We start from the raw sequence: 24,993 nt of genomic DNA, 5'->3' as shown, positions 1-24,993 counted from the left end.
CGCTAGCAATCAACACGGAGCCCAAAATGAAAACCCTCGCACGCGCACGCACTCTCGTAACCCTCACCGCGCTCGTTACAGCGATCGCCAGCTTGTCCGCTTGCGACAACATGTCGAGACGCGACCGCGATACGATCATCGGCGCAGGTGCGGGCGGCCTGGCGGGCGCGGTGCTCGGCGGCGGTGCGCTCGCGACGGTCGGCGGCGCGGCGGTGGGCGGCATCATCGGCAATCAGGTCGGCAAGTAACCGCACGCGGGACTTCCGCATAACGACGGATACAACATCACGACGACAGGCCATAACAGCATCATCAGAGAGGCTGCGCGGCGCATCTCCGGTTCACGGGATGCGCCGCATTTCTTTTGGGCAATGCAATTGCACGAAACTTGCGGTAACGGTTGCGCAACACAAAGGCGGGGTGTACAGCGTAAGCTCGATCGATAGCGTTCGCGCCCAGCGTCGCAGCTGGCACTCAACCCGCGCACAACCGCGGGCGACCGCCGCCAGCTCTTGGAGTCCGTCATGTCGCGCCCGTCTGTGGTCTTCGCCTGCCCCGCTCCAGCACACCGTCTGAGCACAGCGCTCACGCTGGTCCGAAGCGCGGGATGGGCTTGCCCGCTCGGTGTTGGGCTGGCGCTATCGGGCTGCTATTTCTACCCGGCCGGATTCAGCGCCCCACCGTATTCCGACACCCTGCCCGTCGCGACCGGGACGATGAGCACTGCACCCAACGCAGTGCCCGATGCCCAATACCCGGGGCCACTTTTTTCGCCGCAACCCGTCGCGATCGCCGCGCCCGCGTACCCCGTCTGGTCTGCCTGGCCCGCGTACTACCCCTGGCCAGCCTGGGGTTGGGGATGGGGCGGTGGTTGGGGATGGGGCTGGGGTTCGCCGGCCGTCTCCTTCGGCTTCAGTTACCGGAGCGGCGGCGGACGCTGGCATCACTGACAACGGCATGCCTCCTCCACGAGGCCGCCTCGCTGGTGCAGCCGCCAGTTCCGCGCCATGTTTCGTGTACGACCGTACTTACCCTGCTTGACGCCTGGGCCGTCCCTTATATGCTACCTGTGGGTATCGGGGATTGAAGCACCATATTACTTACACCACCGTCCTTGCAGCCCCTACGGCGCACCAAGTGGAATCTCGCGCACTGATTCGAACCAGTACAAAAAAGGAGATGCCATGTTCCACCAGTTGTTGACTCCCGTCGGCAATTCACTATTTCTGTCGTTCATCGTTGCCGCATTGCCGATCATCACCGTGCTCGCCCTGCTTGGCTGGGCGCGGCGCCCCGCGTGGCAAGCCTCGCTCGCGGGCCTCGTGGTCGGCCTGATCGTCGCCATCGTCGCGTGGCAGTTCCCGGTCAGCCTCGCACTCAACTCGGTTGCCGCGGGGGTTGTGTTCGCGTTGTGGCCCGTCATGTGGATCGTCGTCACCGCGCTCCTGCTCTACAACATCGCGCTACGTTCAGGCCGCTTTGCGGCGTTCCGCATGTGGCTGCTCGACAATCTGCCCAATGACCGGCGCATCGTGCTCGTCGTGGTCGGCTTCTCGTTCGGCGCGCTGTTCGAAGGCATTTCAGGCTTCGGTACGCCGATCGCGATCACGAGCTCGCTGCTCATCATGCTCGGCTTCCCGGCGCTCGAAGCGCTCACGTTCACGCTAATCTTCAACACCGCACCGGTCGCGTTCGGCGCGCTCGGCGTGCCGATCACCGTGCTCGGCGCCGTCACGCACCTGCCCTCCGACGTGCTCGGACAAATGGTCGGCCGCCAGCTCCCGTTCTTCGCACTGGTGCTGCCGTTCTACGTCATCGGCGTCTACGCTGGCGTGCGTGGCATGCTGCGCATCTGGCCGGTGCTCCTCGTCTCGGGCGGCAGCTTTGCGCTCACGCAGTTCGTCACCTCGAACTTCATCAATTACAGCCTCACCGACGTGCTCTCGTCGCTCGTCTCGCTGATCCTCACGATCGTGTTCCTGCGCGTGTGGAAGCCGGCCCCCGATCCGCAATTCGCGATCAAGGTCGATCGCGCGAAGGAGGTGCGCAATCACGTCTCGAACGCCCAGGGCTGGTATCCGTGGATTATCGTGTCGGTGGTCGTGATCCTCTGGACCATCTTGAAGGTGTTCACGATTGGCGAAGTGAAGATCCCCTGGCCGGGCCTCGACAAGGCCGTGTTCATCACGCTCTACAACACGCCTTACGGCGCGATCTGGGACTTCCAGCCGCTCGCAACTGGCACCGCCATTCTCGTCGCCGGGATCATTACGGCGTTCGTCGTGCGGATCAAGCCGTCTGAATACGTGGCTGCGATCGGCGAAACCTGGCTGCAGACGCGCATCGCTATCCTCACGGTGGCAACGATCGTGGGCCTCGCCTTCCTGATGAACTACGCCGGGATGACCTATACGCTCGGTCTCGCAGTCGCGTCGGTCGGGGCGTTCTTCCCGCTCGTGTCGGCGTTCCTTGGCTGGGTGGCCGTGTTCCTCTCGGGCAGCGACACCTCGGGCAACGCGCTCTTCGGCAACCTGCAGGTGGTGGCCGCCAAGCAGTTGAACCTGAACCCGATCCTGATGGCGGCAACCAATTCGTCCGGTGGCGTGATGGGCAAGATGATCTCGCCGCAGAACATCTCGACGGGCGTGGCCACCACGGACCTCAAGGGCAAGGAAGGTCACGTGTTCGCAAAGACGTTCAAGCACTCGATCCTGTTGACCGTGCTGCTCGGCATCCTCGTGTGGCTCCAGCAAAACGTGTTCACCTGGATGATTCCGCACTGATCGATCGCGGCTCGCTGCAAGCGTAAAAAAACCCGCCGGCGCAATGCGCTGACGGGTTTTTCTTTGGAGGCCTGATCTGGAGAAACCTGTTCGGTTTCCGAAGGCCTTGAACGCGTTGAAGTCGCTAAGAACGTTAATGCAGTTCCGCGACGACGAGGCCCATGATCTCGCGAGCCGGTCGCGACTGGTCGACCTGGCCGCTGTCGTCGACGATCGCCACGCGCGTCTGGTTCTCGGTCACGGCGCGCACGTTCACCTTGTACTGCTTCGCCTCCTTCTCCTTGCGGCCATGGAATATCTGGTTCCAGAAGCCCTGCTCGTCGGAGGTCATGTCCTTCGGGTCGACGTAGCGCACGTAGTAGATGCCCTTCGTGCGATCGCGATCGTCCACCGTGAAGTTCGCGCGGTCGAGCGCAACGCCCACACGCAGCCACGCACGGTCATACGGCTCGCTGAGCGTGAGTTCCGTCGACGTGTACTGGCCGCCCGCGTCGCCGGACCCAGCCTGCTGACCCGCATTCGCGACGTTCTGGGCCGCGACGGCGGCAGCCGCCGCGTCCGTGCCCTTCGACTTCGCCGCAGCGGGGTTGGCCTTCGCGTCCTCTTCGGCCGCGATCTGCGCATCGGGCACGCCCGGCTTGGCGCGCGCGAGCGTCACCATGAGGCGCTTCAGATATTCGGTCTCGAGCGCCGGATCGTTGGGCTTCGGCACCCACTTGGTGCTGTCGTTGTTCGTGCCGCTGAGCTGCTCGCTCAGGCCCTTCTGGCTGATGAAGATATACGTGCCGCCGGCCGACGACGTTTCGAGACGCGTGCGGTACTTGTTGCGCTCCGCCGAGACATACGAATTGCCCGTGGCCCACGACAGCGTGTTGCGGATGAGGCCGTCGCTGATCTTCTGGTGCGTTTCGTTCCAGTCGGTCTCCATGACGCCCTTGTCGCGCTGATCGACCACCAGCAGGAAACCTTGCTCCTGCCAGAAGCGGCGCACCTGCGGCCAGACCTGATCCGGCGTCTTGTTGTCGATGACGAGCCAGCTTTCCGTGCCGTCACGCTGGATATGCATGCCCGGCACCTGCGGGAGCACCTGCGTCGAGTCGGACGGCGGTGCGTCCTGCTGGACCTGCTTGAGCGACGAGAGCGACGTCTCGCCGCCCTGCGGCGGCAGTGAGCGCTGGTCCGACGTTTCGTCCAGCATGTTCGGCGGAACGGCCAGCGACGACTGCTTCGCCTTCGCGTCGCTGCGGTAATCGATCTTCGTCGGCGACGGCGAGCTGCAGCCGGCGACCAGCCCGCCCACCATCAGGAGCGCGACACCACGGGTGGCAAGACGTTGATGAAACTCACTCATGTTCGGGTAATCCTTGGGGTGATCCTGGGGTGATCCTCGGCGATCCTGCGACTACACCACGGCCAGTTTCCGTGGAATAACCAGACATTCTACCGGTCCCGGAAGCCCCTGTGCAAAAACCGCGACGCCGCGGGCTGTCGCGGCAGCCGCGGCGGCGTCTGACAGGCCTTGGTTAGCGCCCTTTTAACGTTATTCAACAATTCAAGAAAGCCCACGCCGCGACTGGAAAATGGAATTTCCCCTTTTGCATCAATGCATTAAAAAAATATCGCGCCTGACCAACGTCCGCGTGGTGCGACGCGAGCCGTAATCCTCGTTTGCACGAAACGTCCCGATGCTATTGTTCGGCTCAAATCTCAAAAATAAGCCAACAAGCAGAACAAATCGGAAGAGTTTCATGACAACCAGAAAATCCAGCCGGGCGGACCACCTGGCGGTCTGCGCCTGCCTGTCTGCGGGCCTGTGGCTTGCCACACCCGCTCACGCGGCGCTCGGCGACACCGCCACACCCATCGCAGGGGCGACCACGAGCACGATCGCAAGCGGTGCGGCACGCGTTCTCAGCTACGTCGACGCGGGCGGCACGACGATCAACGAGTACATCGCTCCGACGAACAACGAGATCTTCGCGTATTCGTGGGAAGGGCCGACGATGCCGAACCTGCAGACGCTGCTCGGCCGTCATTACGCGTCGTATCGCAGCGGCGCGGCCGCTGTGCTTGCGACACAGCCCGGCAATCTGCACAACGCTCACGTGGATCAGACCGACGTCATCGTCGAAACGGGCGGCCAGATGCGCAGCTACGTGGGCCGCGCATGGCTGCCGGCCGCGCTGCCCGCGCACGTGAGCGAAGGAGACCTGCAATGACCGGTCGCCGTGGCTCACCTGCCCGCGCGCTGTGGCTCGCCCTTCTGCTCTGCGCCACGCTCGCCGCCTGCGGAGGCGGCGGCTCGGGCGACAGTTCGACGGGCTCCGCCACCACGAGCGGCGGCTCGTCGTCTAACGTCACGCCCAGCACGGGCGCAAACAACCCGACCACGTACGCCGTCGCGCAATCCACGACGCCCAACCAGGTAGCGGTAAACGTCGGACAGCTGGCGACGCGGACACCCAACATGCTCACGACGAGCGTCACCGTCTGCGTGCCGAACACGCCCACCTGCACGACCATCGACAACGTTCAGGTCGACACGGGTTCGGCGGGCCTTCGCCTGCTCGCTTCGGCGCTGCCGTCCGGCATGACGCTGCCCGCGGTGAACGCGGGCTCGGGCACGAGCGTGGCCGGCGAGTGCCTCGTGTTCGGATCCGGCTACACGTGGGGCGCCGTGCGTCTCGCGGACGTGAAGCTCGCGGGCGAAGCGGCGGCGTCGCTGCCGATTCAGGTGATCGCGGATCCTGCGGTGCCCTCCACCGCGCCCAGTTCCTGCTCGAGCGCCAGCGCCATAGCGATGGACGACGCGTCCACGCTGCACGTGAACGGCATCCTCGGCGTGGGGCTCTTCAACGCCGATTGCGGCACGAGCTGCGCGAACATGGTGATAACGCCGTGGTACTACGCGTGCGCCTCGGGCACCTGCAACCCGAGTGCCCAGCCGCTGGCGCATCAGGTAGCCAATCCCGTCGCCGCATTCGCCACGGACAACAACGGTGTCGAAATCACCCTGCCCACGGTCGGAAGCAACGGCGCGGCCGCCGTCACCGGCACGCTCACATTCGGCATCGGCACCCAGGCCAACAACGTGCTCGGCTCGGCGACGGTCCTGCGCACGAACAAGTCGACGGGCTACGTGAAGACCACCACTTCGGACGGCGCGGTCTATACGAGGAGCTATCTGGACAGCGGCTCGAACGCCTTCTTCTTTTCGAGTTCGACAGCTTCGCTATGCAGCGGCGGGTGGCTCTGCCCGAGTTCGCCGCTTAGCCTCTCGGCGACGATCAATGGCACGGACGGCGTGGCGGCTTCCACGACGTTCACTGTCGCGAACGCCCAGACGCTCTTCAACACAAACAACTGGGCGTACAGCAACCTCGCGGCCTACAACGGCAGCGCGTTCGGATGGGGCTTGCCGTTCTTCTTCGGAAAGACCGTTTTCACGGCGATCGAGGGACAACTGACGTCCGTAGGGAACGGACCGTACTTCGCGTTTTGAGGTGTGTTTTTGCGGCGAGTGACACGCGGACCGCGCGTGGCCGGTCGCGTGTCGATGTGCCTGTGCATTGACGCTGCGAGCGTCGCGCCGCTGCGATAGAGCGGCGTGCGCGGCGTCAGTCCGCCGAGGCGCCCGGATCGGGCGTAGTCTTCGCGAGCGCCGCCGGTGCGAGCCAGCGGAACGACTTGAGAGCGGCCTCGTCGAACGTGCACTCAGCGGCGGCGGGCGTGCGCTCAGGCTTCTTGATGCCGAGTTTCTGCGCAACGGCTTCGGCCGGCGTAGCGGGCTTCAGTTTGACTGCGGCGGCCGCTGCGGCCTCGGTGGCCGTAGTGGTGGCCTTGGCGGCATCGGGTGCCTTGTCGAGATGGCCTTCGACAACGACGCGGCTGCCGCGATGAGCGACCGCGCGATTCGTGACAGAAAGCTCGCCCTGCGACGCATCGACGAGGCGGCGACGCATTTCCTGCTCGCACGCGCCGGTATTGCGGTACTGCGCGGCGCATCCTGCAAGCAGAGCGGCAGCGGCCATGAGGCCGGCGAAGCATGCTTTCCGTGTATTCATTACTGTTCCGTTTTCAGGCTGCGGCAATTGTAGCCCAAGGGCCGAGGGACCTCGCGCGACGGCGGCGGCTCGCTCGTTTGACACGCTTGACGCGCGAACCCGTGGTGCATTCACGAACGAAGCGCGAACGCAGTCTTCGATCTCGTTCGTCACACGCGTGGGCACTGAAAACGAAACATCCCTGGCAAAGCGCAGACAGAATCGGCGAAGGCTTCGCGCGGCATGACCATCGCGTTGCCGCACAGGGCGAAACGATGTTGGCAGGAACAGAAGACAACCGCGCGCTGCCTGCAACGCGCGATCAAAAAGAAAAAAGGGCGAGACATCCGTCTCGCCCAAATGCGCGTTCAGGCGCGCCCTGGAGAACTAACTAGTGCTGTGGCTGGTCGGGTTTTCAGCCGCCGCCAATCAACGTCGATTCGATCCCGACACCACGTCGATCCACACGGCGAGCACGAGAATGCCGCCCTTCACGATCATCTGCCAGTACGCATCGACGTCGAGCATCGACATCCCGTTGTCGAGGCTCGCCATCACGAGTGCGCCGATCAGCGCGCCGTAAACCGTGCCCGAGCCGCCGCGCATCGACGTGCCGCCAATGAAGCACGCCGCGATCGCGTCGAGCTCGCCCATGCTGCCGGCCGAGGGCGAGCCCGCAGCGAGACGCGCCGTGTTGACGATACCGCCGAACGCGCACATGAGTCCCATCAACGCGAAAATCACGAGCTTGACGCGGTTCGTGTTGACGCCCGAAAGGCGGGTCGCTTCGAGATTCGATCCGACCGCATAGATGCGCCGGCCAAACACCGTCTGCGTGGCGATCCAGGTGAAGATTCCGAGCAGCGCGAGCAGGAGCAGCACCGGTACGGGAATGCCGCCGTAGCTGTCCAGCATCACCACGAACGCGAGCACGATGGCTCCCGCGCCGACGATCTTCACGCGGTCCTGCCACATCGGCGCGACCGGCAGTTGATAGCGCCGGTGGTTCGCGCGCTGGCGCACCGTGAGAAGCGCGAGCAGCGCGAACAGAACCACCGCGAGCGCGTCGCCCGCGAGCCGCGGCAGATAGCCCTGACCGAGGAAGACGAAGTTGTCCGACACGGGCGCAATCGTGGACCCGCCCGTGATGCCGAGCAGGATGCCTCGATACGCAAGCATGCCGCCAAGCCCGACGATGAACGACGGCACGCGCCGGTACGTGGACCACCAGCCGTTGAAGATGCCGACGAGCACGCCAAGCGCGAGCACGACGGGCACCGTCGCGCCGATGGGCCAGCCGCGGTTCACATCGAGAATCGCCGCCACGCCGCCGAGCAAACCGAGCAGCGAGCCAACCGAGAGATCGATTTCGCCTGCGATGATGACGAACACCATGCCGCACGCGAGCATGCCGGTGATCGACATCTGCCGCAGCAGATTCGACACGTTGCGCGGCGTAACAAACGCGCCGTGCGTGAGCGCCGAGAAAAACACCCAGATCGCGGCGACGGCGAGCAGGAGCGCGAGTATCTTGTAGCGCGCGAAGAGCTGCCGGGCACGCATGCCGAAGCTGCTGCCGCCATTTGCGGCATCATCGCGCGCGGGTTGTGAAGTGACGTCGGGGGTCATGCTGCACTCGCTCTTTCAGTTTCAACGTTGGGGTGGTGGCGCGTGCTGCGGATCGCGGCACCGAGAATGTGTTCCTGCGTCAGGCCTTCGTTGACGAAATCGCCGCGCAACTCGCCCTCGCCGATCACGAGCACGCGGTCGCTGACGCCCAGCACCTCGGGCAACTCCGACGACACCATCACGATCGCCACGCCGCGTTTGGCAAGCTGGAACATGAGCTTGTAGATTTCGTACTTCGCCCCGACGTCGACGCCGCGCGTGGGTTCGTCGAGGATCAGCACGACCGGGTCGGTGAGCAGCATTTTCGTCAGTACGGCTTTTTGCTGGTTTCCGCCCGAGAGACTCGCGATCGAAAGCATCGGATTGGCCGCGCGCACCGAGAGGCGCTGCATTTCGTTGCGAATGGTGTCGAGTTCGGCGGCCGTGTCGATGCGTCCGTGTTTCGCGAAACGCTGCAGCACCGAAAGCGTGATGTTGTGGCCCACGCCCAGTTGCGGCACGATGCCGTGACGTTTGCGGTCCTCGGGCACCATCGCGATGCCGGCGCGAATCGCGTCGAGCGGCGAGCGGATCTTCAACGGCTTGCCGTCGAGCAGCACGGTTGCCGTGCATGCGCCCGGATAGGCGCCGAAGATCGCCTGCATCGTTTCCGTGCGCCCTGCCCCAACGAGCCCGGCCACGCCGACAATCTCGCCGCGCCGCACCGCGAACGACACGTCGTCGACGCGCTTGCGACGCGGATTCGCCACGTCGTAGCAGGTCACGTTGCGCGCCTCGAAGACGACGTCTCCGATGTCGTGCGGCTCGCGCGGAAACAGGTTGCGGATCTCGCGGCCCACCATCATCGCAATGATGCGGTCCTTGTTGAGCGATTGCATCGGCTCGGTGGCGACGTGCTTGCCGTCGCGGATCACCGTCACCGTGTCGCACACGGCCTCGACTTCTTCGAGCTTGTGCGAGATGTACACACATGCCACGCCGCGCCGCTTCAGATCGCGCACGATGTCGAGCAGGATTTTCGTTTCGGCGGCGGTAAGCGACGACGACGGCTCGTCGAGAATCAGCAGCTTCGCGCGCTTGTTGAGCGCCTTGGCAATTTCGATGAGTTGCTGGTGGCCGCCGCCGTAATTCATCACCGGCTCGGCGACATTGATCGCGTCGATGTTCAGTTCGCGCAGCAGTTCGTCGGCGCGCTGATACATGGCCGCGTAATTCATGCGGCCGCCCGGCAACGTGATCTCGTTGCCAAGGAAAATGTTTTCGGCAACCGAAAGCTCCGGCACGAGCATCAGTTCCTGATGGATGATGACGATGCCCGCGCGCTCCGTGTCGCGCACGCTCGCGGCTTTCAGCACCTCGCCTTCCCAGCGGATCTCGCCGCTCCAGGTGCCGTGCGGATAGACGCCGGAGAGCACCTTCATGAGCGTCGATTTACCAGCGCCGTTTTCGCCGCACAGGCCCACGCATTCGCCGGGCTGCACCGTCAGGTCGATGCCGTCGAGCGCTTTCACGCCCGCAAAGGACTTGACGATGCCGCGCATCGTCAGTAGTGGTTCGGTCATACTCGTAGAGCCTCGCTGCAAAGGCCCGCGAACGACGCCGCGGCAAGCGGCGCGTTCGCGGGCCAACCGCCGTTACTGGCTAGCCAGTTGCGCTTGCGTGTAGAAGCCGTCCTTGACCACGACGTCCACATTGCTCTTCGTGAGCAGCGTCGGCTGCAGCAGGACCGTATCGACCTTCTTCTTGCCGTTGTCGTACTGCGCGTTATACGCGGGCTTGTCGCCCTTCGCGAGATCGACGGCGAGCTTCGCTGCCGAGCTTGCGATCAGCTTGAGCGGCTTGTAGACCGTCATCGTCTGCGTGCCCGAAATCACGCGCTTGACCGCTGCAAGATCGGCGTCCTGGCCCGATACCGGCACCTTGCCCGCCAGATGCTGTGCAGCCAGTGCCTGGATCGCGCCGCCTGCCGTGCCGTCGTTCGATGCGACGACCGCGTCGATCTTGTTGTTGTTCGCCGTGAGCGCGTCTTCCATGATGCGCAGCGCCGTCGAAGCGCTCCATTCCGGCACCCACTGCTGGCCGACCACCTTGATGTCGCCACGGTCGATTGCGGGCTTGAGCACCTTCAACTGGCCTTCACGCAGCATCTTGGCGTTGTTGTCGGTCGGCGCGCCGCCCAGCAGGAAGTAGTTGCCCTTCGGCTGTGCCTTGAAGACGCCTTGCGCCTGCAGTTCACCCACCTTTTCGTTGTCGAACGAGATGTACGCGTCGACGTCGGCGTCGAGGATCAGGCGGTCATACGAAACGACCTTGATGCCGGCCTTCTTCGCTTCTGCGACCACGTTGCCAAGCGTCTTCGAATTGAACGGCACGATCACGATCACATCCACGCCGCGCGAGATGAGATTCTCGATCTGCGAAATCTGGCGTTCTTCGCTGGCGTCGGCCGACTGCACCGACACCTTCGCACCCAGTTGCTGGGCGGCTGCGACGAAGTAGTCGCGATCGCGCGACCAGCGCTCGACGCGCAGATCGTCGATACAGAAGCCGATTTCCGGATGGTCCTTGCTTGCGTGAGCAAGCGGCGCGGCAAGCGAGATGCTCGCGAGCACCGCACCGCAGACGAGTGAACTCAGAACCGAACGACGTTTAGCGAATTTCATGTCTCCAAACTCCTCTTGATGGTCTATGGCCGTCCCGGCTGATTCGCGGGAGCGGCGCGACAATGGTTGCGAGACGCACACGCCCGTGAACGGGCGAGGCGACATGACCACAGGACTGCTTATATTGCCGCGTGGCTACCTTGGCCGCGCAGCTTTCTGCTTCACCGACGCCACACTTCAGGCGCCGGTTGCAAAAACCGGTTTGAGTGCGCCATAGAGCGCGCGAAACGTTGGCCTGCGTGCCTCGCGATACCACGCGTGGCGGGCAGCATTGGGCTCACGGACCGCCAGCACGGGGGGCTGCGGACATACGGCGTCCAGCGCTGCGGCCGGCTCTAATGCAAGATGCGCAAGACGTGCGGCGCCGAGCGCCGGACCCACTTCGCCGCCCGCACGCAACGTGAGCGCACGGCCGCTGATATCGGCGAGCATCTGGGTCCACCACGCGCTGCGCGAACCGCCGCCGATCACGGTGATCGATTCGGGCGTGAGACCGGCTGCGTGCAGCGCATCGATGCCGTCCAGCAGCGCAAAGCCCACGCCTTCCAGCGTCGCGTTCGCGAGATCGGCTCGCGTGGTCTGCCCGGTCATGCCGTAAAACACACCCTTCGCGTTGACGTTGTTATGCGGCGTGCGTTCGCCGCTCAGATACGGGAGAAACCACGGGCGACGTGCATCGACTTGTTCGTTCGAATTCGCCTCGGCGTCGGCGAGCAAGGCCGCCACGCTCTCGTAACCCGTGAGTTGCGCCGTGAAATCGATGCAGCCCGCAGCGTTGAGCATCACCGACATCAAATGCCAGGTCTGCGGCAGCGCGTGACAAAAACTGTGGACCGCCGAATCCGGGTTCGCGCGAAATCCGTCCGATACGGCGAAATAAACGCCGGACGTGCCGAGCGAAAGCATCGCATCGCCGGGGCGCACAATCCCCACGCCGACTGCGCCCGCCGCGTTGTCGCCGCCACCGGCGACCACGGGAATCTCGCGCAGGCCGAATTCGCGAGCCAGTTCCGGGCGCAGCGTACCGGTGATCTGATTACCCTCGAAGACAGCAGGCATCTGCTCGCGTGCGAGCCCGCATGCGGCCAGCAACGCATCGTCGTAGTCGCGCTTCGCGATGTCGAGCCAGAGCGTGCCGGAGGCATCGGACGCATCGGTTGCAAATACGCCGGTCAAGAGATAACGCAAATAATCCTTCGGCAACAGCACATGCGCGATGCGTGCGAACACGTCGGGTTCATGTTTGCGCACCCAGAGCAGCTTGGGCGCCGTAAATCCCGGCATTGCCAGATTGCCCGCGATGTCATGCAGTTGCGGCACTGCGTGTTCGAGTTCGACACATTCGACATCGGAACGACCGTCGTTCCACAGGATGGCGGGGCGCAACACGTTGCCCTCTGCATCGAGCAGCGTCGCGCCATGCATCTGTCCGGTCAGACCGAGCGCTTCAATACGAGCTGCGTCGATGCCTTTAGCCGCTGCCTGTGCGATCAGGGCGCGCAGTGCCATCTGCGTAGCGAGCCACCAGTCCTGCGGCGCCTGCTCGGACCAGCGCGGTTGCGGACGGCTCACGTTGAGCGCCGCGCTCGCGCTGCCGAGCACCTCGCCCGCGCGATCCAGCAGCACGGCCTTGACGCCCGACGTCCCGAGGTCGATCCCGATGAACATGTCTCCGTCCTTATCGAAACGCGCGGATCCGATCGTGTATCGGTACCGGCGCGTTCACATTATTCTTGGCGGGGTTGCACGTCCGCCAACCGCTTATCGCAGTCCGTAAATCGCCTGATTGACGATATTTTCGAGCCGCTCCTGCTGACCGCTCACATGGTGCGGATTCATGCCGTGCGCGGTTGCGTCAGCCGCGAGCGACGACAGCGAATAACCGCCCGCCAGGATCTTGCGGCCGAACTCCGTATCCCAGCCCGCGTAACGCTGGCTGCGCAGTTGCTCGAGTCGGTCGTTTTCGACGAGCACCGCAGCGCGCTCCAGCGCGAGCGCCAGCACGTCCATCGCGCCCACGTGGCCGTAGAAGAGATCTTCGGCATCGACGCTCTGGCGCCGCACCTTCGCATCGAAGTTCATGCCGCCCGTCGTGAATCCGCCGTGACGCAGGATCTCGTAGAACGCGAGCGTGAGTTCTTCGACGCTATTCGGAAACTGGTCGGTGTCCCACCCGTTTTGCTGGTCACCGCGATTCGCGTCCACGCTGCCGAACACGCCGAGCGCAAAGGCCGTCGCAATCTCGTGATGGAACGAGTGGCCCGCGAGCGTCGCGTGATTGGCCTCGATATTGACGCGGATTTCGTTTTGCAGGCCGTATTGCGCGAGGAAGCCGTACACCGTCGCGACGTCGTAGTCGTATTGATGCTTGGTCGGCTCCTGCGGCTTCGGCTCGATCAACAGCGTGCCTTTGAAACCCGTGCGGTGCTTGTGCTCCACCACCATCGAAAGAAAGCGCGCGAACTGCTCGCGCTCGCGCACGAGGTCGGTGTTGAGCAGCGTGTCGTAGCCCTCGCGGCCACCCCACAGCACGTAGTTCTCGCCGCCGAGCTTGTGCGTTGCGTCGAGCGCGTGACACACCTGGGTCGCCGCATAGGCGAACACTTCAGGGTTCGGATTGGTCGCGGCGCCTGCCGCATAGCGCGGATTCGAAAAGAGATTCGCCGTGCCCCACAGCAACTTCACGCCGCTCGCCTGCTGGCGCTCGCCGAGATAGTCGACCATGCGCGCGAAATTCTCGGTGTAGTCCTTCAGGTCCTTGCCTTCGGGCGCGACATCGGTGTCGTGGAAGGTATAGAAAGGCGCGCCGAGCTTCGAGAAGAATTCGAATGCTGCATCGGCCTTCTGGCGCGCGCGCTCCATGGCGTCACCGGGCTGCTGCCACGGACGATGGAACGTCCCGTGCCCGAAAATGTCGATGCCGGGCCACACGAAGGTGTGCCAGTAGCACACGGCAACGCGCAAATGTTCTTCGATCGTCTTGCCGAGCACCTTCTTCGTGCGATCGTAGTAATGGAAAGCGAGAGGATTGTCCGACTGCGGGCCCTCGTAGCGAACCGCCGGGACATGTTCGAAGTACGACATGGCGTCTCCTTTTATGTTGCGGCGCAACGGCACGCGCCAATCTATGTGACAGCCATACTGCCCGCGCCGCGCGATGAGCGGCAATTGCGAAATTGAGGGAGTCCGTTAATGTTTCCTGCCAGCCGCGAGTCGGACGTGCGCGCACCGTAAAATGTCGGCCTAGAATATTCGAGCACCTTAACCGTGCGCTTAAAACAGGAAGTCAGCGCGGACTGAGTCTTACCGCCGCGCCAGATAAGGAGACGATGGCCTGACGAGGCCGGGCCAGCCAGAGCCCGCCGCCGAGTCGCGCCCGACACGCCATGAACCGCGCCCCCGCTTCCCAGATGCCGAACCGCATCGCGCTGCTCTTCAACGCGAACAAGGTTTACGACCGCGAGATCATTGCCGGGATCGGCCATTACCTGCACTCGACGCGCGTCGCCTGGGACCTGTTTCTCGAAGAGGACTTCCGGTGCCGCCTCGCGGGCATCGAGCGCTTCGACGGCGACGGCATCATCGCCGACTTCGACGACCCCGCCGTCGCCGAAGCGCTCAGCGGCTGCCGGCTACCGGTGGTCGCCGTGGGCTCCTCGTTCGAGGACCCTGCCCACTACCCGCCCGAACTGCCCTATATCGCGACCGATAACCGCAAGCTCGTCTCGCTCGCGTGGACGCATCTGATCGGCGCGGGCCTGCCGCATCTCGCCATGTACAGCCTGCCTGTCGCGCAGGAGAACCGCTGGGCGCAGGAGCGCGAACTCGCCTTCCAGAAGCTTGCTGAGGACGAAGGCGTCGCAGCTCCCGTCTATCGCGGACTCGCGACGAGCGCGCCCTCGTGGAATCAGGCCATCGAACAATTGAGCGACTGGCTGCACAGTCTGCCGAAACCAGTCGGCGTCATCGCGGTCACCGATGCCCGCGCGCGGCACTTGCTGCAGGCGTGCCTGATCCACGGCATCGCGGTGCCGGAGCAGGTCGCGATCATCGGCATCGACAACGATCCGCTCACGCGCACGCTCACGCGCATTCCGCTGTCGTCCGTCATTCAGGGCACGGAGGAAATGGGCAGGACGGCAGCGCACCTTTTGCATCAGATGCTGCACGGTGCGCGTTTTCCCGGACGACGCATTCTGGTTCCACCCGTCGGCATCAATGTGCTCGAATCGACGAAACACGAACCGCTGTCGAGTCCCTACGTCATGCGTGCGCGACACTTCATCCGCCAGTACGCGTGCCAGGGCATCAAGACCGAACAGGTCGCCGACTACGTCGGGATATCGCGCTCGTCGCTCGAAGAATATTTCCGCCGTGAACGCCAGTGCACCGTGCACCAGGAAATCCTGCGCCACAAACTCGACGCCGCGAAAGCCATGCTCGCGAAGCGCGATGCGTCGAGCGCCGAGGTCGCCATTCGCTGCGGGTTTACCTCACTCCAGTACATGTATGCCGTGTTCAAACGCGAACTCGGTTGCACGCCGCGCGAGTATCAGGACAGCGTCGTGGTTGCCACCGCACCGTCTTCAACGTCTCCCCGTTCCTGATTCCAGATCCTGCGGCTTCGACCGCCCATGCAATCAACCGACTACCGCTCCATGAACAGCTTCGCCCATCTGCCCGTAGAACGCTGGGGCACCCTCCCCGGTGGCGATCCTGTCCGGCTCTACACGCTGCGCAACGCCCAGGGCATGAAAGTGTTAATCAGCGACCTCGGCGCGACGCTCGTCTCCTGGTTCGCGCCAGATCGCGCCGGCCGGCTCGCCGATATCCTGCTCGGCCACGACACGCCCGCCGATTACTATGCGGCCCCCACTTACATGGGCGGCCTCGTCGGGCGCTGGGCGAACCGGATCGGCGGTGCGCGCTTCACGCTCGACGGGATCGACTACGCACTCGACCGCAACGAGAACGGCAACTTGCTGCATGGCGGCGCGAACGGCTTTCACCGCCAGATGTGGCAAGTAGAGGACGATCACGGAGCGCTCGTGCTGCGCCTCGACTCGCCTGAAGGCGATGGAGGATTTCCGGGCAACGTGAGCGTGCAGGTTCGCTACACGCTCGACGACGACGGCACGCTCACCATCGACTATGAAGGCGTGACCGACGCGCCAACGCCGCTCAATCTCACCAGCCATCCGTACTTCAATCTGGGCGGCGAACCCGGCTCGGACGTCCGCGGCCACATGCTGACGATCGACGCCGACGCGTTTCTCGAAGTCGATGAACAGATGATCCCGGTCGGCATCGCCGATGTGTCGGGCAGTGCATTCGATTTCCGTCACGGTGCGCCGCTTGGCGCGCGGCTCGACTGGCCGCACGCCCAGCTCGCGCGCGCGCGCGGCTTCGATCATTGCTACGTGCTACGCGAACCCGCCAGGGCAGCGGGGATGGCGGGCGCGGCGTGGCCGGTGCGCAGCGTCGCAAGTGTCTACGATCCAGGCAGCGGTCGCGAACTGAGCGTCGCGACTGACCAACGCGGCCTGCAGTGCTATACAGGGAATTATCTGGAGGGCATGTCGGGGCGCCACGGCGCGTCGTACGTGCGCTACGCGGGCCTGTGCCTCGAAGCGGGCGGCTTCCCGAACCAGATCAATATGGAGCCGCCCCTGCGCGACGCCGTGGTGCTGCACCCCGGCGAGACCTACCACCAGGTGACGCAATACCGCGTGAGCGTGCGCACCTGACACGCCATGTGAGCCGGCGTGCGCCGGCTCCGCATCGTCACCGCGTGATCACTTGTCGTACTGATAGACGCCGCGCCCGGTCTTGCGGCCGAGGTGGCCTGCCGCGACCATCTCGCGCAGCAGCGGACACGCACGGTACTTCGAATCGCCGAAGTCTTTCAGGAAGACGTCCATCACAGACAGGCAAACGTCGAGACCGATCAGATCGGCCAGCGCGAGCGGCCCGATCGGGTGATTGGCACCGAGCTTCATCCCCGCGTCGATCTCCTCGGCGCTCGCGGTGCCTTCCGCGAGCACGAAAAACGCTTCGTTGATCATCGGCACGAGGATACGGTTCACCACGAAGCCCGGCGCGTTCTTCACGTCGATCGGCGTCTTTTCGAGGCGCTTTGCGAGTTCGTGCACGTCCTGCGCCACCTGCGCGCGCGTCTGCAGGCCACGGATGACTTCCACGAGTGGCATCATCGGAACCGGGTTGAAAAAGTGCATGCCGATGAAGCGCGACGGATCGGCGAGCGTCGTGGCGAGCGACGTGATCGAAATCGACGAGGTGTTCGACGCGATGATCGCGTCCGCCCGCGCGGCGGAATCGATCTGTTTGAGGATCCGCGTCTTGAGTTCGAGGTTCTCGGTGGCAGCCTCGATCACGAGGTCCACGCCTGCGAGGCCTTGATAGTCGGTGGTGGTCTCGACGCGCTTGAGCGCCGCGTCGCGCACGGACGCGTCGAGCTTGCCCTTCGAAACGAGCCGCTCGAGGCTGTGCGTGAGCGTCGCCACGCCTTTGGCGAGCGCCGCGTCGTTCACGTCGATCATGACAGCCTTCAAACCCGCGACCGCTACCGCCTGCGCGATGCCATTGCCCATCGTGCCCGCACCCACAATCCCTACCGATTCAATTGCCATGTCTCCTCCTCACTCCGTGATCTGCGACGCCGGCGCATCGCGCGAAAAAAACCGGCGATGCGGCGCACTTGATGCACCGCACCAACGTTCGACAGTTTAGCGGGTTGTGAGAAACGGCCCATCCTGGCGCGTCGGGCCGCAGATGCTCAATCGTCGCCGAGATGGCCGAACTGGAGCGGCGTGCGGGTATAGAACAACTTGACTCGCCCCTCTTCGAGCGCCGCGAGCAGCGCATCGATCGACGCATCGTCGGCGACGATTACGACCATGGCCGGTTCGTCGGCCAGTTCGAAGAAGCGCGCGGCGTGTAGCCGGCCATGCACGTCGACACCCTCGCAGCCTTCCATCACGGTCGCGCCGCGCACGCCGACTGCTTTGGCGGTATCGAGTATCCAGTCGACCGCGGACTGACTGCCTTTCTTCAGACTGCGGTTTGTGTAGAGCGTGAGCTGACTGCCGGTTGCCATAAAGACTCCTGCGCAGGTTGCGGCCCCGTATGCCGTCTCGAACCGTCTAGAAGTTGTACTGCAGGTAGACCTGCGTAAAGTTGAGACCCGGATTCGGCGTCTTGATCTCCGCATTCGAGACGTGCTGGAACCGGACCCCAGCCTGATAGTTCTGATGCTCGCCGAACTGCGCGCCGACGCCAAGCGTATCGGCAAACTGGAATCCAGACGACAGCGTGCGATCAGGTGTCAGCGCCGCGTGTGAGAGCACACGCACGCCCACACCCGCCTCGAAGAACGGACGGATCCAGCCTGTGTCCTTGATGATGCGAAACATCGGCGTAATTCCGAACTCCCAGATCTGCGCCTGCGAAGCAGCCCGCTCGGTGATATGCCAGTACGCGACGTGACCTTCGCCGACCACGGTGAAATGAAAGCCGCCGAAATGCCACCACTGCCAGCCGGGGTCCCAGACGAGGCCCAGGTCTAGCTTCTTTACGTCGTGATCAGCCACGCCTGCGCCAAACTGGATACCGAACTGGTCCGCATGCGCGCTTGCGGACCCGAGCGCGAGAAGCGCGGTCAGCGCACCGCCCACGACGCAACCCTGCCAGATTGATCTTCTTTTTGCCATGTATGCAAATCCGCGATGCGAACGACAACGTGTCGCGAGGCTGGCTCAAACCCGCCTCGGTGCTGCCATCGCCCCGCGCATATGCGGGTCGGTCCAGCACTCGTCGTCTCAACGGCGAAACAGTCCTCTGGGCGTCGCAGCAAACGTGCCGTCTCGTGCTGCGCGCCGGGCAGCACCCAATCCGGTGCCGCATGGGGCCAGAAGGTACCGTTTCCTCAGAGGCGAATAAACCGTTAAAGCGGTAATTCATAATTACGCAATCGACACCGGTACGACATGCACCGTGCAATCGATTCAGGCCAGTCGGGTTAAGTTGCTAATCGAACGCTTCGCTTTGGGCTTTCTTGACGACCACTAGATAATGGCCAACGAACAGGGCCAGTGTAGGCGCGAACAGGCATTCGTGCTGGAACATGTGCCGTCAGAACATAGCTGGCTGCGACAATCCGCGCCGCTATTGCAGACGAATCACTGACCAATTGCTTTCACTGCCTGACATAAAAAAAGCAATCGCAGATTAATCATTAATTCGACGATATATTTTTCATGCGGCGGGCCTGCTGCTCATTACCGATCTTCGAAAGTTCAAGCCCTTAAAACAAGGGTTCGCGCCCGGGTGGATGAGTGAAACGGATCGTGTGGAGAGGCGCCAGAAACGCTAGCAAAAACAGGAGCGGCACCGCATCGCGCCGATGCGGCTCATGATCGTCGCGACGTTGCCCACCGGGCGGTGTCGCGAAATCAAGGTGATTCGCCGCGCGGCAGCGTGAGGCGCGGCTGGCTCGCAGCGCGCGAGCCAGTGACAGTGCGTTGTGCACGCGCCGGATGCGTGCACAACGCGATGGCGTCACTGCATTGAACGTGCAGTGCTCATCGTTCGGCGCGCGCCTCACTGCGTCGCGCACCGAGACCGGGCAGTCGCTTGACGAAGCCTGTCGCCAGCGCCGTACCGACGAGAATCGTCGCACACGCGCCGACCATGCTCGCCGACACGCGCTCGTTAAGAAAGAGCGCGCCCCACAGGATGCCGAACACGGGAATCACGAACGTGACGGTAATCGTACGCGCAGGGCCAATGGCCGCGATCAGCCGGAAGAACAGCAGATAGGCGACACCCGTGCAGGCGATGCCGAGCCCTATCACGGCGCCCCACGCGTTCAGGGAAATCGGCGTCGACGGCCACGTCGCGACGGCAAACGGCACGAGCACGACGGTGGCCGCCGTCATCGTGCCCGCAGCGACAGTGAGCGGATCGACACCGGTCAGGTGACGCTTCGTATAGCTCGCGGCGATGCCGTAGAGCAGCGTCGCGCCGAGCGCAGCCGCCGCCGCGAGCGCCGTGGTCGCAGATGAAGCGCCGTCGCCCGCATGCGTCAGGATCTGGTCGCCGACGAGCGCAAGCACGCCCGCAAACCCGATCGCGAGTCCGACTACGCGTGCCCCGCTCAATGTGTCCTTGAGCCACAGATACGCGACGACTGCACCCCAAAGCGGGGTCGTCGCGTTGATGACCGAAGTCACGCCCGCGGATAGCGTCAGCTCGGCCCAGGCGAAAAGACAGAACGGCGCAGCAGAATTGAGGATCCCGACGACGAAGAGCGGCAAAGCTCGCTCGCGCAGCGTGCCGATTGCCTCGCGCGCCGGGCGGCGCGAGAACAGCACGAGCAACAGAAATAGCGCGCCGATGCCGACGCGCAGCGCCATCAGCGGCGCAACCCCGAAATCGGTCACGCCGACGCGGATAAACAGAAACGACCCGCCCCACAAGGCGGCGAGAACGAGGAGTTGAGCGAGTTCGATCGGGTTCATGGGAGGGCTCGGTGAAAACCAGCGAGGCGCGAACGACCTCGCCGCGGCGGCGCAAACGCCTGTTGATCGTAAGCCGTGCGGCGCGCGGCTCTTAATGAAGGATTTTCACCGATATGTGAGAAAAAATAACAGCCGGATCTTGCTCATTCATTGCATCGGGAAGTCGGGAATGCGCCCGGGTCACGGCTCGGCAGCCGAGATGCGCCAGGTCCTTCGGCACACTCGACGGCATCACCGGCCTGTGTAGCGCGAGTGCAGCAGCATCGGTAGCCGCGGCAAACCGTCCGCCTGGCACGCTCTACCCCGCCGTTCGAGGACAGACTTGATCCACGTCGAAATCCGATTGAAAGAAAGGGAAACATCTGAGATGATAACGATTCTCATTCGCGAACAGAGAACCACGCGCTGTCGCACTTTCAACAACAGATAGCCAGCTCGAAGTCGAACCCGAACGGTTAGCCAACCGGGGCGGCCTGCCAGCCAAAAACGTCCGTGCCGATCGCGCACTCTCCGCGCATCCGGCAGCCGGATTCATTTTTGTCGCCAAGGAGCCCCATGTTGAACCGGACGCCGCTCGCGAGTTCCCTCGCGTTGGCCTTTGCCGTGCCTTTCGCTTCGCACGCAGTCGCCCAGACTGCCCCCGCGGCCGCCACCACGCCGGCCGCCGACAACGCCACGCTACCCACCATCAGCGTATCGGCGAGTGCCGCGCAGCAGGATTTTCAGGCCGAAACTGCGACTGTCGGCGCCAAGACACCTACGGCGCTGCGCGATATCCCGCAGTCGGTGACCGTCATCAACCGGGCGCTGTTGCAGTCGCAGGGCGTGACCTCGTTCCAGGACGCACTGCGTAACGCACCCGGCGTCACGCTGGGTGCCGCAGAAGGCGGTCAGATCGGCAACAACATCAACCTGCGCGGCTTCACGGCACAGAACGACATCTACCTGGACGGCTTTCGCGACCGCAACCAGTACTATCGCGACACATTCGACCTCGACGCCATCGAAGTGCTCTATGGCCCTTCGTCGATGCTGTTCGGCCGTGGCTCGACGGGCGGCGTGATCAACCAGGTGTCGAAGAAAGCCAATCTCACGCCGTCGGCGGAAGTGTCGACCACCCTCGGCACCGACGACCGCTATCGCACGACGGTCGACCTGAACCGTCCGCTCGGGGATACGGCTGCGTTCCGCATCAATGCGTTCGGCCAGTCGCTGGGTTCAACGCGCGACGAGATGAAGAACAAGGACTACGGCATTGCACCCGAGTTGCGCTTCGGGATCGGCACGCCGACCGAGGTGACGCTCTCGGCGCTGATCCAGCACAACTACGACATGCCGGACTACGGCGTGCAATCGATCAACGGCCATGCGTTCGCGCCATCGAAGAGCACGTACTACGGCCTGACCGACGACCGCACGATTCAGGACATACAGCGGGTCTCGGCGCGCATCGATCACAAGTTCAACGACCAGTTCACGATCAGCAACCGGACGATGTTCTCGCATTCGCTCACGGACGCGCGCGAAACCGCGCCGGGCGCGGTGCTGACCGGGCCGCTCGCCACGAGCACGGCGCTTTCGGCGGGCAACCACACGTCGTTGCCGCTCTCCGACCTCTATATCAAGCTCGCGAGCCACGACCGTGTGATCGAGAATCACTCGATCTACAACGACACGATGGCCGAATACAAGTTCGACACGGGCTTTCTCAAGCACGATCTGATCGCGGGTGTCGAAGTGGGCCACGACAGCTATACGAACCAGGCCTACAAACGAAACAACCTGCCGATCGTCTCGCTGCTCGATCCGGTGTACATCCCTACGCCCTCGACCATCACGCAGGTCATCGACAACCACGCGGAGTCCGGCGCGACGACGCTTGCGGCCTACATGAACGAAACGATGTCGATAGGCCCGCACTGGAAACTGATCGGCGGGTTGCGCTGGGACCGCTTCCAGGCGCATATCGCGAACACCATCAGTGCGCCGGCCTACGCGGACCAGACCAATACCTTTACGAGCGTGCGTGCGGGCGTGGTCTATCAGCCCACCGACTGGCAGTCGTACTACTTCTCGTACGGCACCTCGTTCAATCCGTCGCTCGAATCGCTCACCGTCACGAACAATACGCAGAACCTCGCGCCGGAGAGCACGAAGTCATATGAAGTGGGCAGCAAGTGGGATCTGCTGGGCGGCAATCTTTCGGTAACCTCAGCGTTGTTTCAGCAGGAGAAGAACAACGCGCGCACGCAGACATCGACCGGCGAATACCTGCTCGAAGGCGATGTGCGCGTTCGCGGTTTTCAGGCCGGCGTGAGCGGCCATATCACGGACAAGTGGCAGATGTTCGGCGCCTACACCTATTTGGACGGCACCGTGATCAAGGCGCTGGACGGCACTCAGGGCAACACGCTGGCGAATACGCCGCGCAACACGCTGACGCTCTGGACGACCTACGCCTTCACCCCGCACTGGGAGGTGGGCGGCGGCCCGATCTATATGTCCGGGCGTTACGCGGCAAACACGAATTACGTCTCGGTGGGTGGCTACACGCGCTGGGATGCGATGGCCGCCTATCACCAGAAGAAGTGGGACGTCCGCCTGAACCTGCTCAACCTGACCAACAAGTTTTACTACGACGCGCTCGTTCCGTCCGATGGTGGCCGCGCGGTGCCCGGCATCGGCCGAACGTTCCTCGCGACGTTCAGTTACCGGATCTGACGAAGGCGGCAGGCAATCGCGGCAGGCGCGCCGACGCCCGGCGTGCCTGCCAACCCTATCGGCGTATCACGCAAAGCCGGCGCAGTGCCGGCTTTCGCGTGTGACCGCTACGAAATAGCGTGCAACAAGGAAACGACGATGCTGATTCAGATTCCCCACGTCCTCACACCCGACCAGGTGCGCGCGATGCGCGCGCGGCTCGACGCCGCGGGCGAAGCCTGGGTGGACGGTCGCGCGACAGCGGGCTGGCAAGGCGCGCCGGTCAAGCGCAATCAGCAGATCGCCGAACACTCGCCGATCGCACGCGAACTGGGCGACATGGTGCTTGCCGCGATCGAACGCAATCCGCTCTTCATCAGCGCGGCGCTGCCGAATCAGGTGTATCCGCCGCTCTTCAACCGCTACGAAGGCGGGATGACGTTCGGCGCGCACGTCGATGGCGCGGTGCGCGTGCTGCCCAACGGCGTGAAGTTGCGCACGGACGTCTCGGCGACGTTGTTTCTCTCGTCGCCCGACGAATACGACGGCGGCGAACTCGTGATCGAGGACACGTACGGCGCGCAGGAAGTCAAGCTGCCCGCAGGCGCCATGGTCGTCTACCCCGCGACGAGCCTGCACGAAGTGCGCCCCGTCACGCGCGGCCAGCGCGTCGGCAGCTTCTTCTGGGTGCAGAGCCTCGTGCGCGACGACACCAAACGCGCGCTGCTTTTCGACATGGACACCGCCATTCAACGCCTTAACGCGAACGATGCGGACGTTGAGGCGCGCCGCAGTCTCGTCGGCTGTTATCACAATCTTTTGCGTCTTTGGAGTGAGACATGACTTCTACCGATTCGGCCGTTCTCATGGACGACCAGCAACGCGCCGAACGCGCAACGCGCTCGCGGCGCGCGACATTCATCAAGTGGCTGCGCAAGGTGCACGTTTGGCTGGGCCTGTGGGGCGCCGTGCTCGGCCTGCTGTTCGGCGTCACGGGTTTCGTGCTCAATCACCGCATGGAACCGCTGCGCATAACGCCTGGCGCGCCACAGGTATCGTCGATGCAACTCGCGCTGCCCGATCCCGCACCCGAAACGCCACGCGAGCTGGCGAAATGGCTGAAGTCACAAGCCGATCTCAAGCTGCCCGAGCGCATGGGCCGCGTGCAGAAAGAGCCGGCGCACACGGTGGCGTGGGGCGATCGCACGACGTTACAACCCGAACATTGGCAGCTCGCGTTTTCCGCACCGAACGAGAACGTGAACGTCGAATACTGGAGCGGCAATGATTACGTGACGCTCAAGCGCACCAACAGCTCGCTGATGGCGACCCTCACGAATCTGCACAAAGGCGTCGGGATGAGCGTCGGCTGGGTGCTGTTCATCGACACGTTTGCAGGCGCGCTGATTCTGCTTTCGCTGACCGGCGTGCTGTTGTGGACCGAGTTGAACAAGCGCAAGACGATCGGTGCGGTACTGCTGATCGGCTCGATCCTCGTGGGGCTGTGCGCGGGGCTGCTATAACCGGCGCTGATGACGTTCGCGTCTATAGCCGGTCGAAAGGTGGACGGCGCACCGCCCGTCCTTTTCCGCCGCGCCGCATCGTGTTTCACTCGATCAGATCGGACGGCACGAAG

Annotated in this window: 21 protein-coding genes; 10 read left to right on the top strand and 11 right to left on the bottom strand. The window is 63.7% G+C overall.

All coding sequences use genetic code 11. The features are described 5' to 3' along the window. The first annotated feature begins 26 nt into the window (after window positions 1–26). The 3 genes from L0U80_RS05665 (at window position 27) to L0U80_RS05655 (ending at window position 2,783) form a co-directional block, all read left to right on the top strand. Window positions 27–248 carry a YMGG-like glycine zipper-containing protein gene (locus tag L0U80_RS05665; RefSeq protein WP_233863003.1) on the top strand — a complete coding sequence of 74 codons (222 nt, stop codon included), beginning with the start codon at window positions 27–29 and terminating at the stop codon, window positions 246–248. A 276-nt stretch (window positions 249–524) separates the two neighbouring features. Next, window positions 525–950 carry a hypothetical protein gene (locus L0U80_RS05660; RefSeq protein WP_233863002.1) on the top strand — a complete coding sequence of 142 codons (426 nt, stop codon included), beginning with the start codon at window positions 525–527 and terminating at the stop codon, window positions 948–950. A gap of 234 nt (window positions 951–1,184) precedes the next feature. Beyond that, on the top strand, window positions 1,185–2,783 hold the full coding sequence (locus L0U80_RS05655) for an L-lactate permease (RefSeq protein ID WP_233863001.1): 1,599 nt from the start codon (window positions 1,185–1,187) through the stop codon (window positions 2,781–2,783). 133 nt (window positions 2,784–2,916) lie between these two features. Here the strand turns inward: L0U80_RS05655 and bamC are convergent, their stop codons facing one another. After that, window positions 2,917–4,134: an NlpB/DapX family lipoprotein gene (gene bamC, locus L0U80_RS05650; RefSeq protein ID WP_233863000.1), complete on the bottom strand. Its 1,218-nt coding sequence runs from the start codon at window positions 4,132–4,134 to the stop codon at window positions 2,917–2,919. A 397-nt stretch (window positions 4,135–4,531) separates the two neighbouring features. Between bamC and L0U80_RS05645 the strand changes: the two genes are divergently transcribed. Next, complete coding sequence (locus L0U80_RS05645) at window positions 4,532–5,002, top strand: DUF2844 domain-containing protein (protein ID WP_233862999.1); 471 nt, start codon at window positions 4,532–4,534, stop codon at window positions 5,000–5,002. After that, on the top strand, window positions 4,999–6,285 hold the full coding sequence (locus L0U80_RS05640) for a DUF3443 domain-containing protein (protein WP_233862998.1): 1,287 nt from the start codon (window positions 4,999–5,001) through the stop codon (window positions 6,283–6,285). The genes L0U80_RS05645 and L0U80_RS05640 overlap by 4 nt, the downstream gene beginning before the upstream one ends. Window positions 6,286–6,400: 115 nt before the next feature. Here L0U80_RS05640 and L0U80_RS05635 read toward each other — a convergent pair whose 3' ends face one another. The 6 genes from L0U80_RS05635 to xylA all read right to left on the bottom strand — a co-directional run bounded on the left by L0U80_RS05635 (window position 6,401) and on the right by xylA (window position 14,202). After that, window positions 6,401–6,847 (bottom strand): hypothetical protein, encoded by a 447-nt coding sequence (locus L0U80_RS05635; protein ID WP_233862997.1) that lies wholly within the window; start codon window positions 6,845–6,847, stop codon window positions 6,401–6,403. Window positions 6,848–7,255: 408 nt separating this feature from the next. Next, window positions 7,256–8,455: a sugar ABC transporter permease gene (locus L0U80_RS05630; protein WP_233862996.1), complete on the bottom strand. Its 1,200-nt coding sequence runs from the start codon at window positions 8,453–8,455 to the stop codon at window positions 7,256–7,258. Further along, window positions 8,452–10,038, bottom strand: a complete 1,587-nt coding sequence (gene xylG, locus L0U80_RS05625; RefSeq protein WP_444544278.1) for a D-xylose ABC transporter ATP-binding protein — start codon at window positions 10,036–10,038, stop codon at window positions 8,452–8,454. Before xylG ends, L0U80_RS05630 begins: the two co-directional genes overlap by 4 nt. A gap of 51 nt (window positions 10,039–10,089) precedes the next feature. Further along, on the bottom strand, window positions 10,090–11,118 hold the full coding sequence (gene xylF / locus L0U80_RS05620; protein ID WP_124150225.1) for a D-xylose ABC transporter substrate-binding protein: 1,029 nt from the start codon (window positions 11,116–11,118) through the stop codon (window positions 10,090–10,092). A gap of 177 nt (window positions 11,119–11,295) precedes the next feature. Next, window positions 11,296–12,786 (bottom strand): xylulokinase, encoded by a 1,491-nt coding sequence (gene xylB, locus L0U80_RS05615; protein ID WP_233862994.1) that lies wholly within the window; start codon window positions 12,784–12,786, stop codon window positions 11,296–11,298. A gap of 93 nt (window positions 12,787–12,879) precedes the next feature. Next, window positions 12,880–14,202 carry a xylose isomerase gene (gene xylA, locus L0U80_RS05610; protein WP_233862993.1) on the bottom strand — a complete coding sequence of 441 codons (1,323 nt, stop codon included), beginning with the start codon at window positions 14,200–14,202 and terminating at the stop codon, window positions 12,880–12,882. 302 nt (window positions 14,203–14,504) lie between these two features. Between xylA and L0U80_RS05605 the strand changes: the two genes are divergently transcribed. Together L0U80_RS05605 and L0U80_RS05600 are read left to right on the top strand one after the other, a co-directional pair. Further along, entirely contained in the window at window positions 14,505–15,725 is a 1,221-nt protein-coding gene (locus L0U80_RS05605; protein WP_233862992.1) for a XylR family transcriptional regulator, read from the top strand. 51 nt (window positions 15,726–15,776) lie between these two features. Continuing rightward, on the top strand, window positions 15,777–16,865 hold the full coding sequence (locus L0U80_RS05600; protein ID WP_373322183.1) for an aldose epimerase family protein: 1,089 nt from the start codon (window positions 15,777–15,779) through the stop codon (window positions 16,863–16,865). A gap of 48 nt (window positions 16,866–16,913) precedes the next feature. Here the strand turns inward: L0U80_RS05600 and L0U80_RS05595 are convergent, their stop codons facing one another. From L0U80_RS05595 to L0U80_RS05580, 4 genes are all read right to left on the bottom strand, one after another. Then, window positions 16,914–17,768, bottom strand: coding sequence for a 3-hydroxybutyryl-CoA dehydrogenase (locus L0U80_RS05595; RefSeq protein WP_233862990.1), 855 nt, complete (start codon window positions 17,766–17,768; stop codon window positions 16,914–16,916). Window positions 17,769–17,914: 146 nt separating this feature from the next. After that, complete coding sequence (locus L0U80_RS05590; protein WP_233862989.1) at window positions 17,915–18,235, bottom strand: DUF190 domain-containing protein; 321 nt, start codon at window positions 18,233–18,235, stop codon at window positions 17,915–17,917. Between the two features lie 46 nt (window positions 18,236–18,281). Further along, the gene (locus L0U80_RS05585) at window positions 18,282–18,848 is read right to left on the bottom strand and encodes an acyloxyacyl hydrolase (RefSeq protein ID WP_233862988.1); all 567 of its coding nucleotides are present in this window, start codon (window positions 18,846–18,848) and stop codon (window positions 18,282–18,284) included. A gap of 870 nt (window positions 18,849–19,718) precedes the next feature. Further along, window positions 19,719–20,657 (bottom strand): DMT family transporter, encoded by a 939-nt coding sequence (locus tag L0U80_RS05580; protein ID WP_233862987.1) that lies wholly within the window; start codon window positions 20,655–20,657, stop codon window positions 19,719–19,721. A gap of 555 nt (window positions 20,658–21,212) precedes the next feature. Between L0U80_RS05580 and L0U80_RS05575 the strand changes: the two genes are divergently transcribed. The 3 genes from L0U80_RS05575 (at window position 21,213) to L0U80_RS05565 (ending at window position 24,880) form a co-directional block, all read left to right on the top strand. After that, a complete protein-coding gene (locus L0U80_RS05575; protein ID WP_233862986.1) occupies window positions 21,213–23,378 on the top strand; it encodes a TonB-dependent receptor in 2,166 nt (721 codons plus the stop codon). Window positions 23,379–23,516: 138 nt separating this feature from the next. Continuing rightward, entirely contained in the window at window positions 23,517–24,200 is a 684-nt protein-coding gene (locus L0U80_RS05570; RefSeq protein WP_233862985.1) for a Fe2+-dependent dioxygenase, read from the top strand. Next, complete coding sequence (locus tag L0U80_RS05565; protein ID WP_233862984.1) at window positions 24,197–24,880, top strand: PepSY-associated TM helix domain-containing protein; 684 nt, start codon at window positions 24,197–24,199, stop codon at window positions 24,878–24,880. Before L0U80_RS05570 ends, L0U80_RS05565 begins: the two co-directional genes overlap by 4 nt. The last annotated feature ends 113 nt before the right edge of the window (window positions 24,881–24,993 follow it).

This window comes from Paraburkholderia adhaesiva (assembly GCF_021390575.1).
GTDB classification, from domain to species: Bacteria; Pseudomonadota; Gammaproteobacteria; order Burkholderiales; family Burkholderiaceae; genus Paraburkholderia; species Paraburkholderia adhaesiva.
This window is presented reverse-complemented; position numbering and strand designations above follow the sequence as displayed.

Excerpts from the sequence above, each read along its gene's own strand:
- L0U80_RS05630 (WP_233862996.1), bottom strand. The coding sequence starts at position 8,455 with ATGACCCCCGACGTCACTTCACAACCCGCGCGCGATGATGCCGCAAAT.
- L0U80_RS05570 (WP_233862985.1), top strand. The coding sequence starts at position 23,517 with ATGCTGATTCAGATTCCCCACGTCCTCACACCCGACCAGGTGCGCGCG.
- L0U80_RS05605 (WP_233862992.1), top strand. The coding sequence starts at position 14,505 with ATGAACCGCGCCCCCGCTTCCCAGATGCCGAACCGCATCGCGCTGCTC.
- L0U80_RS05600 (WP_373322183.1), top strand. The coding sequence starts at position 15,777 with ATGAACAGCTTCGCCCATCTGCCCGTAGAACGCTGGGGCACCCTCCCC.
- L0U80_RS05595 (WP_233862990.1), bottom strand. The coding sequence starts at position 17,768 with ATGGCAATTGAATCGGTAGGGATTGTGGGTGCGGGCACGATGGGCAAT.
- xylF (WP_124150225.1), bottom strand. The coding sequence starts at position 11,118 with ATGAAATTCGCTAAACGTCGTTCGGTTCTGAGTTCACTCGTCTGCGGT.
- L0U80_RS05645 (WP_233862999.1), top strand. The coding sequence starts at position 4,532 with ATGACAACCAGAAAATCCAGCCGGGCGGACCACCTGGCGGTCTGCGCC.
- bamC (WP_233863000.1), bottom strand. The coding sequence starts at position 4,134 with ATGAGTGAGTTTCATCAACGTCTTGCCACCCGTGGTGTCGCGCTCCTG.
- L0U80_RS05665 (WP_233863003.1), top strand. The coding sequence starts at position 27 with ATGAAAACCCTCGCACGCGCACGCACTCTCGTAACCCTCACCGCGCTC.
- xylB (WP_233862994.1), bottom strand. The coding sequence starts at position 12,786 with ATGTTCATCGGGATCGACCTCGGGACGTCGGGCGTCAAGGCCGTGCTG.
- L0U80_RS05580 (WP_233862987.1), bottom strand. The coding sequence starts at position 20,657 with ATGAACCCGATCGAACTCGCTCAACTCCTCGTTCTCGCCGCCTTGTGG.
- L0U80_RS05590 (WP_233862989.1), bottom strand. The coding sequence starts at position 18,235 with ATGGCAACCGGCAGTCAGCTCACGCTCTACACAAACCGCAGTCTGAAG.
- L0U80_RS05575 (WP_233862986.1), top strand. The coding sequence starts at position 21,213 with ATGTTGAACCGGACGCCGCTCGCGAGTTCCCTCGCGTTGGCCTTTGCC.
- L0U80_RS05585 (WP_233862988.1), bottom strand. The coding sequence starts at position 18,848 with ATGGCAAAAAGAAGATCAATCTGGCAGGGTTGCGTCGTGGGCGGTGCG.
- xylA (WP_233862993.1), bottom strand. The coding sequence starts at position 14,202 with ATGTCGTACTTCGAACATGTCCCGGCGGTTCGCTACGAGGGCCCGCAG.
- L0U80_RS05660 (WP_233863002.1), top strand. The coding sequence starts at position 525 with ATGTCGCGCCCGTCTGTGGTCTTCGCCTGCCCCGCTCCAGCACACCGT.
- L0U80_RS05655 (WP_233863001.1), top strand. The coding sequence starts at position 1,185 with ATGTTCCACCAGTTGTTGACTCCCGTCGGCAATTCACTATTTCTGTCG.
- L0U80_RS05565 (WP_233862984.1), top strand. The coding sequence starts at position 24,197 with ATGACTTCTACCGATTCGGCCGTTCTCATGGACGACCAGCAACGCGCC.
- L0U80_RS05635 (WP_233862997.1), bottom strand. The coding sequence starts at position 6,847 with ATGAATACACGGAAAGCATGCTTCGCCGGCCTCATGGCCGCTGCCGCT.
- L0U80_RS05640 (WP_233862998.1), top strand. The coding sequence starts at position 4,999 with ATGACCGGTCGCCGTGGCTCACCTGCCCGCGCGCTGTGGCTCGCCCTT.